Source organism: Martelella endophytica, assembly GCF_000960975.1.
In the GTDB taxonomy this organism is placed as follows: domain Bacteria; phylum Pseudomonadota; class Alphaproteobacteria; order Rhizobiales; family Rhizobiaceae; genus Martelella; species Martelella endophytica.
Window position 1 is genome coordinate 368,652 of sequence record NZ_CP010803.1, and the last position, 15,574, is coordinate 384,225.

A 15,574-nucleotide genomic window follows, 5' to 3' on the forward strand; every position below is an offset into this window, starting at 1 on the left:
TCAAACTCTCCCCATGATCTGGAACAGCGCCCGCATCAGCCGGTCGAAGTCACGCAGGATCGCGCGGCGCTCGCCCTCGTCGACCTTCCCGTCATCGGAAAGCGCCTCATGCATGCGGGACTGAAAGCTGGAAAAGGCGACGCCCACGGTCGTCACGTCGCGATAGTCGAGCCCCTGCGCGGGATCCTCGGCGTCTTCGGGTACCAGGCGAAAGCCCTGCGCTGCCGCAAGCGCCGCCGCGATGATCGGCGAGCCGGCCTCCCGGTCGGCCTCAAGCGCGACATCGAGCGGAATGTAGGTGTCCTGATGATCCTCGGAGGCAAGCCCGTATTTGGAAAGCTGCCCTTCGGAAACGCGGGTTGTCAGCGAAAGCGCGTCGCCACCGCCGGCGGCTTTCACCGCCCGCCGCGTCGCCGCCTTCAGCTTTCTGCCGTCTTCGTCCGAAATCGCGCGCAAGGAACCGTCTCCCGTCAGGTCAAGGAAGTCTTTTTGGAAAACTCTTCGGTGATTGCCGCCTTACGCGGCGATAGCGTCGGGCCATCGAAACACGGAGACGGCCAGCATGAAGAACCACTCGAAAGCATCCCCGCCCGCCCGGAAGACGCGGACAGGCGGGGACACGGCCGCGCATCTCCCACGGGCGGGGAGGAGGAACGCCCGATGCGCGGCAGGCAAATGGTCGAAACGCGTGGCGTCATTCCCGCCCCCGCGTCATCTCGTCGATCCCCATGCGAAAGCCGCCGATGAATTCGCGCACCGACCACACCAGCCAGATCGCGCCAATGGCGAAGGCGGCATAAGGCCAGTGCATCGGCATCAGAAAAGCCCACGCCATCAGGGCGATCGTGACACGGACCATCATTCGGCGGCCTCCTGCGAGCCTTCCGGAATGTCGCCGTAGATGTCTGGACGGAGAAGGTGCCGGGAAATCCCGGTTCTCGCCTCGATCGCGAGAACGCGCGTAGGCGGCACGACCTTCCACTGAGAGATGGCGGACGGCTGAAGATTGAGCTGCATCGCAAGGGCGACGCGGCGTCCACGTTCAGCATTGAGATATGCGAGCAGGTGTTCCATGCCCCAAAATATTCAGCACCACTGAAGTTAAGTCAAGCTGAATTTTCAGTCGGGTCGAATGGCGCCGTTTTTAAGGTGAGCTAAAATCAGAGAATGGAAACCGTAACCCCCAATTTCAAAAAAGAGCGGCCGCGCTATTTTTTCAAGGAATGGCGCAAACATAGAGGCCTCACGCAGGAAGAGCTCGCCTCACGCATCGGCGTGTCGGCCAGCAGCGTCTCGCAGTTGGAAAACGGCAAGCAGGGTTTCACAGATTCTACGCTTGAGGCCTACGCATGGGCGCTCGGATGCAATCCAGGCGACCTCCTAATGCGCAACCCGCTTGAGGAAAATGCAATGTGGTCGATATGGGAAGACGCCATGAAGGCGGATCCTGCACGACAACAGCAGATCGTCGATTACGCCAGGTTTCTGCTCGGCAAGGCGAGCTGATCGAAACTCAGCCTGAAAGCATCGGCACGCAGTGTGCCGTCTATCCGTCGCTGCTGGTAAATTCCCGACCAACAAGCATCAGCGGGATAGAGGCGAGCGAGATAAAACCGCCGCCCAATATGACCATTGCCGAAACAATCGGCGGCAAGTCTCCATAGGTTTGTCCGCTATTTTTCAGCGCTAGGTACCATCCGCCCGCGGTCACGATTGGTCCTAAAAACAAGCAGAAAACACCGAGAACCCCTTGCTCGGTAAAGTGCTGTTTTGTTTTCATATGATCCCCCATTACTTTCCTGAAACATACCATTTCGTTGTGCGGCTTTCCACCACGAGCCTGCGGCTCTCTTTTGAACGTTCCGTCGCCGTAACTTAAGTGGTACTTATTTTTCGTTTGACATAAAATTTCAGCTGCACTTATATTCTCTTCTCATCAGGCCAATCCCCGAGCCTGAGACCCAGCCGCCGACAGCTCCCCCACCCCTCGGCTGTCGGCGGCCTTACCCCACGGGAAGGAAGAGCAATGAAGCCGAGATATCTCTCCTATTCGGAAGTTGGCCAACTGGGCGCCAAGGCCGTGGCTGCCGAGGATACGAAGCGCCGCGGTACGATCGAAGACGTCAGGGAGGCCTGCGGCGACGCCGAGGAGGTGCTCCGCAACTACCTGCGGGTCGCATGCCATAACATAGGCGCGGCCAACACGATCGCGCTCCTTCTCGACGAGGCTGAACGGCTCCAGCCACAGGGCCCGGCGATAGCGAATGCAGCTTTCGCAAACCTGGGCATTCCGCCATCAGGCGGCTCGTCCGGCCGCAACTGACCCCCGTTCCGCTCCGGTGTCCGGCTCCCCGCGAGCCGGCATCCCGAACGGAACGGAGGTTCGCCATGACCTGCAATTGCATTGAAACCTTTGATGATCTCCTGAAGGACAGGAACACTCGGATCGCGCCGGACCTGTTTTTCGGCTGGGTCGACGACGCGCGCCCGCACATTGCCACCGAACAGATCGAAACCGGCAGGGGCAAGAAGAAGGCCATCACGGTCGTCGCCAGTCATTGCCCGTTCTGCGGCATGAAGTACCGCGGCAAAGAAGAACCAGAAGAGCCCGTATGGCAATGGTGGTACGGCAGTTGCACCGAACGAATGTCCGGTCCCGCCGCAACGCGCGAGGCCGCCATCGAAGAGGGCCGCCGTGAGTTTGGCAACAGGCCCTTCACCATCCTCGAAGCCGTCAAGGCCGAACCCAGCCTACCGGATGCCGACGACATCCTCGACCTGTTCTGCATTCAAAATGAAGACCTCGCCGATCCGGAAGGCGACGGCTACGGATACGACATCGGCGGGTCCGCAGAACAGCGGGCGGCACTGACCACGCGCCTGCACGATGTCCTTTCCGACTGGATGACCTGCCACGAGGCATGGCCGTCTGTCTGGATGTTCGGCCAGATGCGCAACGAGGAGACGATCAACGCCGGGGAAGATACGGCGCCGAAAGGCGGTGACGCATGAAACACTACGTCGCTGTCATCCACAGCTGGTTCATATCGAGCAAAGGCTTTGAAGTATTCGACATCGACGCCGAAAATGAAGAAGCGGCTTGGTCTGTGGCAAAATCCAGATGCTACGACGCTGATAGCACCTTCAATCATGCGGCGGTGACAGTTATCGAGATTGGCCCGGATGAACGATCCGGAAGTTCTCTGCGCCTTACGTGGAAAGAGCGCATTTCTGGAAAACTGGAAAGGCGGCGAACATGACCGCCCGCCACCCTCTTACCCACGCCGATTGCGCCGCCATGCGCCGCGCCACTTGGCCGGCCCTCATCGTCGGCGCAGCCATCCTTGCGACCCTCACCGCCTGCCAGCTCCTCGCCCTTGAGGCGACGCTGGCGGCGGCGGCCGGAGTGTAACGCCATGGATGCCATCGTCGCACTGGTTTCGACCCTCTCCGCCTTCGCCCAGTCGGCTGCCTTCATCATCGGCAGCATCGTCTTCGGCGCCCTCTACATCGTGGCCGTCATTGCCGTGACGGCCGTGGTGTTCCGCCTCTTCAGCCGGCGCACCCAAAAGGCCCGCCGCCTCCCCACCACAAAACACGCTGTTCATCCGGACGGACTGGAGAAAGACTGATGCGCCTTGCCGAAAAACCTGTCTACGCTTTCCGTCCCGACGGTTCCGTCATGGACCTCGCCGCGCCCGACCCCGCCGAAATCCGCTTTGGCGAGATCGCGTCCGGGCTGTCGAAGATCGCCCGTTTCAACGGCACCAATTCCGGCCTTGCCTATGTGGTGTCGCAGCATTCGGTCATGGGCGCCGAGGCGATCCTTCAGGAAGGCGGCGATGAACTGACCGCAGCGCTCTTTCTGCTGCATGACGCCCACGAACACCTGATCGGCGACATCACCCGGACGACCGAAAAGCTCATCGCTGGCGTGCTCTCATCCATGCCGGAAAACCCGAGCTTGGCCTTTCGGTACGCGATCGAGAAGATCAAGCGCAAGTGGGATGAGGCTATCTACTTCGCAGCCGGCCTGCCGCTTCCCGAAAACTGGACGGCCCGCCAGACGATGACGGTCGCGGCCATGGACAACCGCATGCTGCATGCCGAGGTCGCGGCCCTCTTCGGTGAACACGCCGCCCGTAACATGGCCAGCGGAGACAGGCGCCCGCCGAAGACGCGCGGCGCCATCACCCCTTGGCCGGCGATGAAGGCCGAGGAACGGTTCAACGAGATGCTAAGTCAGCTGCCGATCCAGTCGGCCTTCGCTGCAGGCGCTTGAGGGAGGGCGATATGGCAGGTTCCGTCAACAAGGTCATCCTCATCGGCCACCTCGGCCGCGATCCCGACATCCGCACAACGCAGGACGGCCGCAAGATCGCCAGCCTGTCGCTCGCCACCTCCGAAAGCTGGCGCGACAGGAACTCCGGCGAGCGCAAGGAACGCACCGAGTGGCACCGCATCGTCATCTTCTCGGAACCGCTGGCGAAGGTCGCCGAGCAATTCCTGAAGAAGGGCGCGAAAGTCTACATCGAGGGCCAGCTCCAGACCCGCAAATACCAGGGCAATGACGGCCAGGACCGCTACACGACCGAGGTCGTGCTGAACGGCTTCAACGCCACGCTCCAGATGCTCGACGGCAATGGCGGCAACCGCCCGCCGCCTGCCGACGATCCCGGCAGTTACGGCCGCGATACGAGCCGCGACACGCCGCGCGACATCCCGTCCCGCAACGATCTCGACGACGACATCCCGTTTTGAGGAGAAGCACCATGTCAGATGCACACAGCATTGCCCGCGACCAGCTGAAGTCCTTCGTCGAGCGCATCGAGCGCCTCGAGGAGGAAAAGAAGACGATCGCCGACGACATCAGCGATGTCTACGCCGAAGCCAAGGGCACCGGCTTCGACACAAAAGCCCTGAAGCGCATCATCGCGCTGCGCAAGAAGGATGAACAGGAGCGCATGGAGGAAGAGGCCGTTCTCGACACCTACATGATCGCGCTCGGCATGCTCGCCGCGCCGGAGGATGAGTGATGGCCAGAGAAGTAACGCGGGTCTTCCACTTTGATGTCGAGATTGATCGTGAGGACGTGCTCGAAGCGCTTTCGGACGAAGATATTCGGCAGGAATGCGCCCGTAGACAACTCAGCGCGATCGATGACGCCGGACAAGACATCGAGCAGCTCGCGCGCCTGATTGCACGCGGAGAGACCGAGGACGCCCTTAAGCTTCTGCAAAAGCTTGCCCCCCCCTATGCCGATCTCATTTCCCCGGCATCGCTCATGCGCATCGAGGCGCTTCACCAGAAGGACATGCTTAATGTTCAAAGCTGAGAAATCCGCACTGCTCTCCGCACTGGAGACGGCCCGCGGCGCCGTCGAGCGTCGCAACACCATCCCGATCCTCGCCAACGTTCTCTTCGAGGAAGGTGGCGAGAAAGGTCACCTGCGTGTGCGCGCGACCGACCTCGATATCGAGATCACTGTGAAGTTCGCCGCAGAGATCGACAAGGGCTTCATGGCTTTTACGGTCCCGGCGCAGCTGATGACGTCGATCGTCAAGAACATGGGCGGCTCCGAAATCAGCGTCACGGCCGAGCCGGACAAGTCCGGTGGCCTCCATGAGGTCGTGGTACGTTCCGGACGGTCCCGCTTTCGGGTTCCGGTCCTGCCCGCGACAGACTTCCCGTCTCTTCCCGAGATCCGCGAAAAGCCGTTCGAACTCGATGCAGCCGCATTCCGGCAGGGTCTGATCGATACCGCTTTCGCCATCGCCCCGGCCAACGATAGTCGGGAGATGCTGAAAGGCGTCTTCATCGACCGCAGGGAACACGACATCGCTCTTGTGGCAACCCACGGCCACTATATGGCCCGCCGCATCATCGACGCCGGCGAAAGCCCGTCGGACCTGCCGGCAGCCATCATCCCCGACAAGACGGTCTCGATCCTGACAAAGGCACTGCCAGAAGCCGGAACGCTTCAGGTCGCGATCGACGACAGCCGCATCAGCATCGGCATGGGCAGCAAGTCGATCAGCTCGAAACTGATCGACGCCACCTATCACGACTATAACCGGATGATCCTGCCTGGCATGGACCTCGAGGCGACGGCTGACCGCAAGGCGCTTGCCGAGGCGGTCAAGCGGGTCGGTCTGGTGGCAAGCGAAATGAGCCGCGCTGCAGTTCTTCAGTTCGGGAAAGGGACGTTGTCGGTCGAGATGGCGAGCCCGGACGCCGGCGATGCCACGGACGAGCTTGAAATCGAGTGCGGCTTCGAAGAGCGCGTCGGCATCAACCAGAGCTACCTCGCGGCCACTCTCGATCATATCCCGGGCTCGCGGGTCACCATGCGGCGCACCAAAGGCGGCGACCGCGTCGAGATCACCAGCCCGGACGGCCACGACGACGATATCGTCATCGTCATGATGATGAGAGTGTGAGGAGAGGTCATGAACGAGGTATTCACCCCCGCAACGCTCGCCGAACGCTGGCAGTGTTCTGAGCGCCAGGTGCGCAAGATGATTTCCGAAGGCGAGTTGCACGCCTTCCGGCTTGGTGGCAAGTTGCTAAGGATCAGGCGCGAAGAAGTAGAGGCTATCGAATGCCGGACTGGCGACTTACAAGACTGCGAGGCGAGTTCTGCCTCACATGGGACGAGCGGGACGGAACGAGACGCCGGTACCGCCTTGGAACCGCAGACCCGCAAGAGGCGGCTCGACGGGCACCTTCGCTCTTTGCCGAACTGACGCGGCCGAAAGGCACGACGGTCGCCGACCTCTGGGCCGGCTATCTGGTCGACATGGAAGGCCGCGCCGTCACCGGCACCATGGCGCACACGTGGAAAGCGCTGAAGGATCGCTTCGGCGCGATGGAAGCAGAGGCAATCTCGATCGCCGATTGCCGCGCACACGTAGCAGAGCGCCGCGCCCAGGTCTCAAAACGCCAGCCCGAGGGCATTTCCGACGGCACCATTCACACCGAGCTTGGCCATCTGCGCATGGTGCTGCTCTGGGCCGCAAAGCATGGGTTGATCGCCAAGGCTCCGGCCATCGAGCGCCCGGCAAAGCCAGAGCCGAAATCAGATTTCCTGACGAGGTCCGAAGTCGTCGCTCTGCGTGACGCGGCGAAAGCCCCGCATGTACGCCTCGCCATCATCCTGATGATCGCCACCGGTGCCCGCAACGAAGCGGCCCTGCAATTGACATGGGATCGGGTCGACTTCGACCGCCGGATGATCATGCTCCGCAATCCCTTCGATCGCGGCCGGCGCAAGGGTCGCGCGACCGTGCCGATCAACGATACCCTGATGGCCGCGCTCAGCGAGGCAAAGGCCGGAGCGCTGACACCGTTCGTCGTCGAATGGGCCGGCAAACCCGTCAAGTCGATCAAGCGAGGCCTCAAGGCCGCCGGCAAGGCCATCGGCCGCCCGGACGTCTCACCGCACATGCTGCGCCACTCTGCGGCCGTCTGGCTGGCCGAGGACGGTCATTCGATGGATGAGATCGCGCAATACCTCGGCCATGACGACGTCAAGACCACAACCCGCATCTATGCCCGCTTCTCGCCGACACATCTGCGGAAACTGGCCGACTCTTTGAATGTGATCTAGTGCTGCGAAATGGGAAAGCGGTGCCATATTTTGACATTTGCTAATATGCAAGAGTTACGTAGTGCCCCTCAGGTTCGGCGAACCTAGAAATCGGAACAAAAGACGCACATCATGCCGAAAACACCCATTGGTGTAGTGCCCTTTTCCCGAAAATACGGGGCTTTCAGGTAGGGCCTGAAAGTTGACATCGTAGGGGTCACAAGTTCGATCCTTGTCACGCCCACCATCCAATTCTTTGATTTTGAAGGGCTTCCGCCAATGCGGGGGCCCTTTTGCATGATGGCGCTCAGAGGCCCGTGGCGGCCTCTGCGGCACTCCTCACCTCAGCCGTTCACCCAAAGAGAAGCATAGCGCGCCAAGTGCCGTCGGGGCCGTCGCGATCATAGCGACGGCCCCGGAAGATTACTTCGTCACCAGCCGGTAGAACACGAAGTCCGATGTTGCACCGTTGACGTAGCCATCGACATCATCCTGCATGGCGACTTCGTAGGCCGCCTGGAACATGATCACGATCGGGGAATTCTCCTGCACCTTCTTCTGCAGGTCGACATACATGTCGAGACGCTTTTCCGGATCGGATTCCGAAAGCGCGGCCATGGTTTCCTTGTTCATGTCGTCCGGCACGGCCCAGGCATTCCGCCAGGTGGTGGTTGCCTGATAGGTGTCGTCGGAATTGTCCGAATTGTAGGCGAAGGCCTTGGCATTCGAATGCGGGTCCATGAAGTCCGGCCCCCAGTAGAGCAGCATCGCTTCATGGGTGCGGTCGCGGTATTTGGTGATGACCTGCGCGCCGGTTCCGGGGATGATGTCGAAATTGATGCCGGCTTCGGCAAAGCTTGCCTGCAGCGACTGTGCCATGTCGGTGAACGGCGCCGAATTGATGACGTCGAGGGTCACGTCGATCGGCGTTTCCACGCCGGCATCGGCGAGGATCTGCTTCGCCTTCTCGGGATCGTAGGTATAGGGGTTCTCATCGTAGGAACCCGGGAAACCCTTCGGCCAGAAGGCCTGGTGGATTTCCATCTGTCCCTTCAGGAAGCTGTCGGTCATGCCTTCGTAGTTGACGAGGTAGCGTGCGGCCTCCCAGACGGCTTCAGGCTGCAGCGCCTCTGTCTTCTGGTTGAAGGAGAGGAAGTGGACGGCGGCCTGCGGGAAGGTCTCGACCTTGATGCCGTCGCCCTCGATCGAGGCAATCTGGTCCGGCGTCAGGTTGCGGGCGATATCGACGTCACCCGAGGTCAGCAGCAGCTGCTGCGTCGCCGATTCTGCGACATGGCGGATGATCACCGACGTCATCGCCGGCGCGCCCTTGAAATAATCCGGGTTGGCATTGAGACGGATCAGTTCGGCCGGACGATAGTCGGCGAGGCTGAAGGGGCCGGAGCCGGCCGAATTGGCGTTCAGCCAGGCATTTCCCATGTCGCCATCGGTCTCATGCGCCATCACTTCCTTCTCGTCGATGATCGAGGCTGGGCGGGCCGCGAGAACGTTGAGCACGAAGGCGGAGGAAAAGTCGCCGTCATACTTGATGGTGACGGTGTTGCCGTCGGCGGTGACCATCTCGTCGACATTCTCCGGCGTCCAGCCAAGCTGGGTGAGAATGAAGGCGGGCGTCAGGTTGAGCTTGACCACGCGGCCGAGCGAAAACACCACGTCTTCCGCCCGCACCGGATTGCCGGAGGTGAAAGTGGCGCCGTCGCGCATCGTGAAGGTGATGGTCTTGGCCGCGTCATCAGCCGTCCATTCGCTGGCTAGGCCGGCGGCAAGCACGGTCGGGTCCTCGGCATCATACTGCACCAGCCGGTCATAGGTGTTGGTGACGAGCTCGCCCGAGGTGAATTCATAGGCCTGCGCCGGGTCGATCGCGACGATGTCGTCGATGTTCTGCGCCACGACAAGCATGTTGTCGGGTGTGTCGGCGAAGGCAGCGCCCATCGGCAGGGTCAGCGCCGCCGCAAGCAATGCGGTGCGGAAGAGTTTCATGGTCAGTTCTCCTCTTTCTGGTTCGGTTTCGCCGTCGGTGCGGCTGGTTTTGGGGCGGCATTGGAACGGAAGAGTGCCAGCGTGCCCGCCCAGAGAAGCTTCGCCGGCCTGTCGGTGTGGTTCGACCATGCATGCGGCTGACTGCCGCGGAAATGCAGGCTGTCGCCCGCCGACATGATCATTTCCTCGTTGTCGACGCGCTGGGTGATCGATCCCTCCAGCACGTAGATGATCTCCTCACCCTCGTGGCTCACCACCTCCGAGCGGTAGCCGGGCGGCACGGTCATCAGGAAGGAGGAAAGCGTGTTGCCGGGGAAATCGGCGCCAAGTCGCTCGTAGATCACCGAAGAGCCATCAACGGAAAACTTGGTGCGCTCGCCCTCCCGCGTCAGCGCGTCGCGCGGCGCCGGCGTCGCGATGAAATAGTCGATGCCGACGTCGAGGGCCCGGGCGATCTGGGCCAGCGTGCCGAGCGAGGGCACGGCATGATCGCGCTCGACCTGGCTCAGATAGCCGACGGAAACGCCGGATGCCTGGCTGAGCGCCGTCAACGTCATCTGCTGCTGCTGCCGCCGAGCCCGGATGATCGATCCGACCTGCGGTTGAATGGCCTCCCCGGCGGGGGCCAGCGCGTCGCGCATGAGCACACCTCATCGAAATTTTTTTGATCTAAGCAAAAATACTTGTATCATCCAAGCGAAAATCTCCCGCCGCGGCGCTTCAGCGCTGCAAAGCCTCCGACAACCCGAGGGAAATGTCCGACGTGAGTTTTGAGCCCGACGGCCCGACAGACGAGACCATCGCCGGTCCCTCGCGCGCAAAGCGCGGCGGACGCATGGCGGGCGCCATCGCCTCGGTGCTGGTCACCATCGCCTTCACCTTTCTCGGCCTTCTCGCCATCACCTTCTTCATCGGCCGGGTGATCCCGATCGATCCGGTGCTTTCGGTCGTCGGCGATCGCGCGACGCCGGAGGTCTATGAGGCGGCGCGGGTGCAGATGGGGCTCGATCAGCCGCTGCCGGTGCAGTTCTTCCACTATGTCGTCAATGTGCTCTCCGGCGATTTCGGCCGCTCGGTCTCGACCGGCCGCCTGGTCTCCGACGATCTCGCACGGTTCTTTCCGGCAACGCTCGAAATGGCGACGCTCGGCATCATCATCGGCGTCCTGCTCGGTGTACCGATGGGCGTCTATGCCGCCGCCCATCGCGGCCGGCCGCTCGATCAGGTGATCCGCGTCATCGGCATGCTCGGCTATTCGGTGCCCGCCTTCTGGCTCGGCCTCGTCGGTCTCGCGCTGTTTTACGCCCGCTTCGGCCTTGTCGGCGGGCCGGGCCGGCTCGACATCTTCTATGACGGCCTGGTGCCGCCGGTGACCGGCCTCATTCTCGTCGACAGCCTGATCGCCGGCGATACCGACATCTTCTTCAACGCCATCTCGCACATCATCCTGCCGGCCTCGGTGCTCGGCTTCTTCAGCCTTGCCTATATCGCCCGGATGACCCGTTCCTTCATGCTCGACCAGCTCGGCCAGGACTTCGTCACCACCGCCCGGGTCAAGGGTGTCGCCGAATGGCTGGTGATCTGGCGCCATGCCTTCCGGCCGATCCTGGTGCCGCTGATCACCGTGATCGGCCTCTCCTTCGCCGGCCTGCTCGAGGGCTCGGTGATGATCGAGACGGTGTTTTCCTGGCCCGGCATCGGCAATTACCTGACGACCGCGCTCCTGAACGCCGACATGAATGCCGTGCTTGGCGCCACGCTCGTCGTCGGCGCGGTCTTCATCCTGATCAACAAACTATCCGACGTGCTCTACCGCGTCATCGACCCGAGGGCCCGCCGATGACCGACTGGCTTCTTGCCGATTCCCCAACCTCGCGGCTGCAGGCGCGCCTTGGCGCCACCTACCGCGCCGGCCTCGCCCTGCTAGGCAACCCGCTCGCCGCCATCGGACTGGCGATCGTGCTGCTTTTGATCGTCATGGCCGTGTTCGCCCCGTGGCTTGCGCCCTATTCGCCATTCGGCCAGTCGCTTGGCGAGCGGCTGCAGCCGCCGAGCATGGAACACTGGATGGGCACCGACGAACTTGGCCGCGACATTCTCTCCCGCGTCATCTACGGCGCCCGGATCACGCTGATGATCGTGGCCCTGGTGGCCGTCATCTCCGCGCCGATCGGCCTCATCGCCGGGGCGGTCTCCGCCTACTTCGGCGGCTGGACCGACCGGATCATGATGGGCATCACCGATGTCTTCCTGTCAATGCCGAAGCTCATCCTCGCGCTTGCCTTCGTCGCCGCCCTCGGCCCCGGCATCGAGAACGCCATCATCGCCATCGCGATCACCGCATGGCCGGCCTATGCTCGCATCGCCCGCGCCGAGACGATGACCTTTCGCAGCTCCGAATTCATTGACGCCGTGCGCATGCAGGGCGCCTCTTCTTCGCGGATCATCTTCCGCCATATCCTGCCGCTCTGCACCTCCTCGATGATCATCCGCGTCACGCTCGACATGGCCGGCATCATCCTGACAGCGGCGGGCCTCGGCTTCATCGGTCTCGGCGCGCAGCCACCGCTGCCGGAATGGGGTGCAATGATCTCGCGGGGCCGCACCTTCATCCTCGATCAGTGGTGGGTGGCGACCATGCCGGGCTTCGCGATCCTCGTCGTCAGCCTCGGCTTCTGCTTCCTCGGCGATGGGTTGCGCGATGTGCTCGATCCGAAACAGGGAGCGGGACGATGACGGCGCTGCTTGATGTCGAAAACCTCCGCGTCTCCTTCCCGACCCACAAGGGCCGCGTCGAAGTGGTGAAGGGGCTGTCCTTCACGCTTGGCCGCGAACGTCTCGGCATCGTCGGCGAATCCGGCTCCGGCAAATCGATGACCGGCCGCTCGATCCTGAAGCTGATCGCCCCGCCCGGTCGCGTGACCGCCGATCGTCTCGATTTCGAAGACATCGACATCCTGTCGCAGACGCACCGGCAGATGCGCAAGATCCGCGGCGCCCGCATCTCGATGGTGATGCAGGACCCGAAATTCTCGCTGAACCCGGTGCTGACCATCGGCGCCCAGATCGGCGAAGCGCTGGCCGCGCATTTTTCGCTCTCCCGTCGCGAAATCCGCAAGCGCAGCATCGCCATGCTGGAATCGGTCAGGATCGACGATCCCGAACGGGTGATGGGCCTTTATCCGCACGAGATTTCCGGCGGCATGGGCCAGCGGGTGATGATCGCGATGATGCTGATCCCCGAGCCGGACTTGCTGATTGCCGACGAGCCGACCTCGGCGCTCGACGTCTCCGTCCAGGGTCAGGTGCTCGACATCATGGACCGGCTGGTTCGCGACAAGGGCATGGGCCTGATCCTGATCAGCCACGATCTCGATCTTGTCTCGCGCTACTGCGACCGCATCCTGGTGATGAAATCCGGCGAGATCGTCGAGGAATGCGTGGCGTCCGAACTGTCGAAAGCGCGTCATCCCTATACGCGCGGGCTGCTGGCGGCGATGCCGCGCATGGACGAGGACCGGGACTTCCTGCCGGTGCTGGAACGGGGAGACACGTGATGACTGCGCTTTCCCTCACCAATGTCGATATCGCCTATGGCGACACCAAGGTCGTCTTCGGCGCCGGGCTCACCGTCGCGGAGGGGGAGAGCTTTGCCCTTGTCGGTGAGAGCGGTTCGGGCAAATCGACCATCCTGCGTGCCATTGCCGGCCTTGTGCCGGACTGGTCCGGCGATATCGCCGTCCTCGGCAAGCCACGCGGCAAGAGCCTCGACCGGAGTTTCGCCCGCACCTGCCAGATGGTCTTCCAGGACCCATACGGCTCGCTTCATCCGCGCAAGACCATCGATGCGACGCTCTCCGAGCCGCTTGCCGTCCATGGCATCGGCAATCGTTCCGAACGGGTGGAGGCGATGCTTTCCGCCGTCGGCCTCGACCGGCGCTTCCGGTTCCGCTATCCGCACCAGCTTTCCGGCGGCCAGCGCCAGCGCGTGGCGATTGCCCGCGCCCTGATGCTGGAGCCGAAGGTGCTGCTCCTCGACGAGCCGACCTCGGCGCTCGACGTTTCGGTGCAGGCGGAAATTCTGAACCTTTTGAAGAGGTTGCGCGCGGAGCAAAACCTCACCTTCCTGCTGGTCACCCACAACCTGCCGGTCGTCTCTTTCCTCTGCGACCGTCTGGCGGTGATGCGCCGCGGCCGGATCGTCGAAATCGCCGGCGTCGACAAGCTCAAGTCCGGCACCCTGACCCACCCATACGCCCGCGAGCTCTATGCGGCGAGCGGCGGACATACCGAAGGACAATGACATGACCACCGAGACGGCGCTTGCCCGCTTCGCCATCGACATCGCGGCCGCTAAAACCGGCGATGAAGCTTTCGCCACGCTCCAGAGGCTGACCGAGGCCACCGTCGGCGTCAAGCTGTTCACCGTGATGACGGTGGACATGGAGGCGGGCCTTGCGCGCCGCGCCTATACCAGTGATCCGAAGTCCTATCCGGCAACCGGCACAAAGCCGATCCACCGCGATGCCTGGTTCGATATCGTCCATATCGAACGCCGCCCCTTCGTCGCCAACACGATCGAGGACATCGCCAAGGTATTTCCGGATTACAAGCTGATCGATTCGCTCGGTTGCCAGTCTGTCGTCAACCTGCCGGTCATCCTCGGCGGCGAGCTCGTCGCGACCGTCAACATGCTGCACGAGACGGATCACTACACGCCTGAACGCGTCGCCGCGATCGTGCGCGACCTCACCATCCCCGCTCAGCTCGCGGTCCTGATCGCGAACAGTTGAGGGCGCCGGAAGGGTTGTCCACGCCACCTGACCGGGACGCACAGGCCGTTTTTCGACTGGTGTCGGACCCGACCATGCATGATGACTGGTTATAAGCGCACATGTTTCCGGCGTCTCCGGTCAGCTCGCTCAAACGCATGCTGGCCGGAGGCGCGCCGTCATCGCCCGCCAGCCTCCGGCGCAGGCTTGCACAGAGAGCCGATCATCGCTAGCAATGCCTTTCCCACGAAAGGCTTCCAGAATGACCTCCTCTGTTTTGTGTTTCGATATCGGGGGCACGTCGGTGCGCGCGGCAAAGGTGTCCGCAGACGGCCGTGCCGGCCCTGTCTCCCGCTTCGACACACCCGCCCGCGATCGCGAGGCCTTCCTCACCCGGCTCGCCGGCATCTGCGACGCGGAGCCTGTGCGGCCGGCCGCGGTCGCGATCTCGCTTGCCGGCGTCGTCAACCCCGAAACCGGACGGATGATCGTCGCAAACATCCCGGCGATCCACGGTACGGATCTTTCCGGCGACCTGGCGACGCGGCTCGGCATCCCCGTTTTCGTTGCCAATGACGCCGATTGCTTTGCCGTCGCCGAGGCGGTGTCCGGCGCGGGACAGGGCCACGACATCGTCTTCGGCATCATCCTCGGGACCGGCGTCGGCGGCGGGCTGGTCACCGATGGCAGGCTGGTGAATGCCAGGGGTGGATTTGCCGGCGAATGGGGGCATGGGCCGGTGACGGCGCTGCGCGGTGGCACGCCGCCGGTCGAGGTGCCGCACTTTGCCTGCGGCTGCGGCCTTTCGGGCTGCCTCGACACGGTGGCGGGCGCGCGCGGCATCGAACGTCTGCACGCCCATTTGAGCGGCGAGGACAAGAGCTCGCATGCCATCCTGGAAGACTGGCGCGCCGGCCTGCCGGCCGCGACCCGCACCCTTGACGTCTATCTCGACATCATCGCCGGTCCGCTGGCGCTCACCGTCAACATCACCGGCGCGACGATCGTGCCTGCCGGCGGCGGACTTGCCCGCGACCACGCGCTCGTCGCCGCAATCGACGCCGCGGTGCGACCACTGACGCTCTGGCAATTCGACCGGCCGCTCGTCGTTCCCGCGACAAGCGGCGAGGAGCCGGGGCTCACGGGCGCCGGGATCATCGGTCTGCAGAAGTTGTCGGAGGGCTGAGGCCGGCGCGGCGCGCCGGCCAAA

General features: G+C 62.9%; 23 protein-coding genes and 1 pseudogene. 18 read left to right on the forward strand and 6 right to left on the reverse strand.

Going from position 1 to position 15,574, the window contains the following annotated elements; translation table 11 throughout:
* From TM49_RS01680 to TM49_RS01685, 3 genes are all read right to left on the reverse strand, one after another.
* A complete protein-coding gene (locus TM49_RS01680) occupies positions 1–456 on the reverse strand; it encodes a hypothetical protein (protein WP_045679262.1) in 456 nt (151 codons plus the stop codon).
* A gap of 238 nt (positions 457–694) precedes the next feature.
* Complete coding sequence (locus tag TM49_RS23590; RefSeq protein WP_158498594.1) at positions 695–862, reverse strand: hypothetical protein; 168 nt, start codon at positions 860–862, stop codon at positions 695–697.
* The gene (locus tag TM49_RS01685; protein ID WP_045679263.1) at positions 859–1,074 is read right to left on the reverse strand and encodes a YdaS family helix-turn-helix protein; all 216 of its coding nucleotides are present in this window, start codon (positions 1,072–1,074) and stop codon (positions 859–861) included. Before TM49_RS01685 ends, TM49_RS23590 begins: the two co-directional genes overlap by 4 nt.
* A gap of 93 nt (positions 1,075–1,167) precedes the next feature.
* Between TM49_RS01685 and TM49_RS01690 the strand changes: the two genes are divergently transcribed.
* Positions 1,168–1,506 (forward strand): helix-turn-helix domain-containing protein, encoded by a 339-nt coding sequence (locus tag TM49_RS01690; protein WP_052699660.1) that lies wholly within the window; start codon positions 1,168–1,170, stop codon positions 1,504–1,506.
* A 40-nt stretch (positions 1,507–1,546) separates the two neighbouring features.
* Here the strand turns inward: TM49_RS01690 and TM49_RS01695 are convergent, their stop codons facing one another.
* Positions 1,547–1,780, reverse strand: a complete 234-nt coding sequence (locus TM49_RS01695) for a hypothetical protein (protein WP_144409435.1) — start codon at positions 1,778–1,780, stop codon at positions 1,547–1,549.
* 246 nt (positions 1,781–2,026) lie between these two features.
* Here TM49_RS01695 and TM49_RS01700 point away from each other — a divergent pair, with 246 nt between their 5' ends.
* From TM49_RS01700 to TM49_RS01740, 11 genes and pseudogenes are all read left to right on the forward strand, one after another.
* A complete protein-coding gene (locus tag TM49_RS01700; protein ID WP_045679265.1) occupies positions 2,027–2,323 on the forward strand; it encodes a hypothetical protein in 297 nt (98 codons plus the stop codon).
* A 65-nt stretch (positions 2,324–2,388) separates the two neighbouring features.
* Complete coding sequence (locus TM49_RS23755) at positions 2,389–3,012, forward strand: hypothetical protein (protein WP_179945012.1); 624 nt, start codon at positions 2,389–2,391, stop codon at positions 3,010–3,012.
* Positions 3,009–3,260: a hypothetical protein gene (locus TM49_RS23270; protein ID WP_144409437.1), complete on the forward strand. Its 252-nt coding sequence runs from the start codon at positions 3,009–3,011 to the stop codon at positions 3,258–3,260. Before TM49_RS23755 ends, TM49_RS23270 begins: the two co-directional genes overlap by 4 nt.
* Before the next feature lie 156 nt (positions 3,261–3,416).
* Complete coding sequence (locus TM49_RS01710; RefSeq protein WP_045679266.1) at positions 3,417–3,632, forward strand: hypothetical protein; 216 nt, start codon at positions 3,417–3,419, stop codon at positions 3,630–3,632.
* A complete protein-coding gene (locus TM49_RS01715) occupies positions 3,632–4,282 on the forward strand; it encodes a hypothetical protein (RefSeq protein WP_045679267.1) in 651 nt (216 codons plus the stop codon). Before TM49_RS01710 ends, TM49_RS01715 begins: the two co-directional genes overlap by 1 nt.
* An 11-nt stretch (positions 4,283–4,293) precedes the next feature.
* Entirely contained in the window at positions 4,294–4,761 is a 468-nt protein-coding gene (gene ssb, locus TM49_RS01720) for a single-stranded DNA-binding protein (RefSeq protein ID WP_045679268.1), read from the forward strand.
* Between the two features lie 11 nt (positions 4,762–4,772).
* Positions 4,773–5,036 carry a DUF2312 domain-containing protein gene (locus tag TM49_RS01725; protein ID WP_045679269.1) on the forward strand — a complete coding sequence of 88 codons (264 nt, stop codon included), beginning with the start codon at positions 4,773–4,775 and terminating at the stop codon, positions 5,034–5,036.
* On the forward strand, positions 5,033–5,335 hold the full coding sequence (locus tag TM49_RS23275; protein WP_144409439.1) for a hypothetical protein: 303 nt from the start codon (positions 5,033–5,035) through the stop codon (positions 5,333–5,335). The genes TM49_RS01725 and TM49_RS23275 overlap by 4 nt, the downstream gene beginning before the upstream one ends.
* On the forward strand, positions 5,322–6,440 hold the full coding sequence (dnaN, locus tag TM49_RS01735; RefSeq protein ID WP_052699661.1) for a DNA polymerase III subunit beta: 1,119 nt from the start codon (positions 5,322–5,324) through the stop codon (positions 6,438–6,440). The genes TM49_RS23275 and dnaN overlap by 14 nt, the downstream gene beginning before the upstream one ends.
* A gap of 9 nt (positions 6,441–6,449) precedes the next feature.
* Positions 6,450–6,584: pseudogene (locus TM49_RS24020) on the forward strand (excisionase family DNA-binding protein); the annotation flags it as partial.
* Positions 6,585–6,601: 17 nt separating this feature from the next.
* On the forward strand, positions 6,602–7,609 hold the full coding sequence (locus TM49_RS01740; RefSeq protein WP_045679271.1) for a tyrosine-type recombinase/integrase: 1,008 nt from the start codon (positions 6,602–6,604) through the stop codon (positions 7,607–7,609).
* 402 nt (positions 7,610–8,011) lie between these two features.
* Here the strand turns inward: TM49_RS01740 and TM49_RS01745 are convergent, their stop codons facing one another.
* Complete coding sequence (locus tag TM49_RS01745; RefSeq protein WP_045679272.1) at positions 8,012–9,592, reverse strand: ABC transporter substrate-binding protein; 1,581 nt, start codon at positions 9,590–9,592, stop codon at positions 8,012–8,014.
* A gap of 2 nt (positions 9,593–9,594) precedes the next feature.
* A complete protein-coding gene (locus tag TM49_RS01750) occupies positions 9,595–10,233 on the reverse strand; it encodes a helix-turn-helix domain-containing protein (RefSeq protein WP_045679273.1) in 639 nt (212 codons plus the stop codon).
* 122 nt (positions 10,234–10,355) lie between these two features.
* Here TM49_RS01750 and TM49_RS01755 point away from each other — a divergent pair, with 122 nt between their 5' ends.
* The 6 genes from TM49_RS01755 to TM49_RS01780 all read left to right on the forward strand — a co-directional run bounded on the left by TM49_RS01755 (position 10,356) and on the right by TM49_RS01780 (position 15,550).
* On the forward strand, positions 10,356–11,435 hold the full coding sequence (locus tag TM49_RS01755; protein ID WP_045684601.1) for an ABC transporter permease: 1,080 nt from the start codon (positions 10,356–10,358) through the stop codon (positions 11,433–11,435).
* Entirely contained in the window at positions 11,432–12,328 is an 897-nt protein-coding gene (locus TM49_RS01760) for an ABC transporter permease (protein WP_045679274.1), read from the forward strand. Before TM49_RS01755 ends, TM49_RS01760 begins: the two co-directional genes overlap by 4 nt.
* Entirely contained in the window at positions 12,325–13,149 is an 825-nt protein-coding gene (locus TM49_RS01765; protein WP_045679275.1) for an ABC transporter ATP-binding protein, read from the forward strand. Before TM49_RS01760 ends, TM49_RS01765 begins: the two co-directional genes overlap by 4 nt.
* Complete coding sequence (locus TM49_RS01770; protein ID WP_045679276.1) at positions 13,149–13,895, forward strand: ABC transporter ATP-binding protein; 747 nt, start codon at positions 13,149–13,151, stop codon at positions 13,893–13,895. The genes TM49_RS01765 and TM49_RS01770 overlap by 1 nt, the downstream gene beginning before the upstream one ends.
* A gap of 1 nt (position 13,896) precedes the next feature.
* Entirely contained in the window at positions 13,897–14,385 is a 489-nt protein-coding gene (locus tag TM49_RS01775; RefSeq protein ID WP_045679277.1) for a GAF domain-containing protein, read from the forward strand.
* A gap of 241 nt (positions 14,386–14,626) precedes the next feature.
* Positions 14,627–15,550, forward strand: a complete 924-nt coding sequence (locus TM49_RS01780) for an ROK family protein (RefSeq protein WP_045679278.1) — start codon at positions 14,627–14,629, stop codon at positions 15,548–15,550.
* Positions 15,551–15,574: the final 24 nt, after the last annotated feature.